The following is a 2,130-nucleotide window of genomic DNA, read 5'->3' as shown; positions in this document are numbered from 1 at the left end:
TTATGACCCAAAAGACCCTATCTACATATTCTTCACATCAGGAACAACTGGTAAACCAAAGGCAATACTAGGCAAGAACGAAAGTCTGTTGAACTTTATACAGTGGGAAGGTGAATACCTAAGCCATATAGAAAACCTAAGAGTCAGCCAACTGACTTCTCCAGGTTTTGACGCAGTGATGAGAGATATATTCACTACATTATGCCATGGAGGAACCATTTGCATTCCAGAAAAAAGAGAAATCATATTAGATGGAAAAAGACTTGGTGACTGGATAGAAAGGTCACAGGTAAATGTAATACACTGTACACCAACTCTATTCAGACTAATAGATGAAGCAAGAAACGGCAAAGAGAGATATGAAAAGTTAAAATATGTGATGATGGCAGGAGAAAGAATCATACCAAAAAGTTTGAAAGACTGGTATGAAAAACAAGGAGAAAAAGTACAGCTAGTGAATTTCTACGGACCATCAGAAACAACAATGATAAAGACCTATTATGAGATAAAGGCTTCTGATACAAATAAGAGCAGTATACCTATAGGTAAGCCAATGGAAGGAACAAGAATACATATCCTGGATAGAAATATGAAGGAATGTATGGATAATGAAGAAGGAGAAATATACATAGAAACAGAGTATATGACTCTAGGATATTATAACAACGAAGAAATGACAAAAGAAAAATTTGTAAAAGTCAGTATAGAAGAAACAGAAAAACTAATGTACAGAACAGGTGATTACGGAAAGATAATGCCTGACGGAAATCTTGAATACATAGGAAGAAAAGACAGACAGGTCAAGATAAGAGGAAACAGGATTGAACTTGGAGAAATAGAAGGAACCATGCTCACCTACCCAGGAGTCAAAGAATCACTTGTACATGTTGAAGAAGAACAGGAAAAAGCCAAGTATTGCAGCAGATGCGGAATTACTTCAAAATACGAAGGAGTAATCATAGGTGAAGACGGTGTTTGCAACGTATGCAAGAAATACGAAGGATATAAAGATATAACAGCAGAGTACTTCAGACCCCTTGAAGAACTAGAACAAAAACTTAAGAACAACCCTTATGAAGGAAAATATGATTGTCTATTACAATACAGTGGAGGAAAAGACAGCACATACGTATTATACAAGCTTGTAGAAATGGGAGTAAGAGTACTTGCATTTGTATTTGATAACGAATACATATCAGAAACAGCATTCAAAAACATAGACAGGGTAGTAAAAGAATGCAACGTAGACTGTATAATACAGACCCAGAAGGATATGAACAAAGTATTCCTTGAAGGATTAAATGAAGAATGCAGTGTCTGTAAAGGATGTTTCAGAGTACTGAACATACTAAGTGAAAGATATGCATATGAAAACAAAATACCATATATAATAAATGGATTATCAAGAGGACAGATATTCGATGTAAGACTGTATGACATATTTGAACAGGGAAAACAAATAGAAGATGTAGAAGAAATAGAAAACAAGATATTTGAACAAAGATGTCTATATCATGCTAAGAAAGATTATGTAACCAAAAGCCTTGGAGAAGAAATGATAATAGACAGAGAAATATTAGAAAAGACAGAAGTAATAGACTTCTACAGATATACAGACGTAACCAAGAAAGAAATCCTTAACTTATTAAAAAGCAAGAGTGACCATTGGAGTCAGCCACAGGATACAGGCTCATGCTCTAGTAACTGCAGGGTAAACGATGTGGGAATATACGTACAGAGAAAAAGGAAAGAATATGACAATTACACTTTCCCAAACAGCTGGGAGGTAAGACTAGGGCATATAACCCTAGAACAATCATTAGAAGAACTAGCTGAAGAAGTTGATAAAACAAAAATAGTAGAAATAATGAAAGAAATCGGATACGAAGACAGACTGGAAAAAGAAGATAGAAAGAAAACAATAGCAGGATACTATATATCCGATGAAAGAATAGAAGAAAATGAATTATACGAGTATCTACGAGAAAGACTTCCAGCATATGAAGTACCATCCAAAGTAATGCAGATAGAGAAGATACCTATCAACATGAATGGAAAAATAGATTACGAAAAACTGCCTAAGATAGGAGACATACAGCTTAAAAAGAATGTAGCCTATAGAGATGAGAT

Annotated in this window: 1 protein-coding gene; it reads left to right on the top strand. The window is 34.7% G+C overall.

Features of this window, described 5'->3' with window-relative positions; translation table 11 throughout:
* Nucleotides 1–2,130, top strand: a 2,130-nt coding sequence (locus tag AACQ14_RS23445) for an AMP-binding protein (protein WP_339365973.1), incomplete at both ends; no start/stop codon positions are given.

The organism is Vallitalea maricola (assembly GCF_036985595.1).
GTDB lineage: Bacteria > Bacillota > Clostridia > Lachnospirales > Vallitaleaceae > Vallitalea > Vallitalea maricola.
Note: the sequence above shows the minus strand (reverse complement) of the source record. Positions and strands in the feature narration are given on the sequence as shown.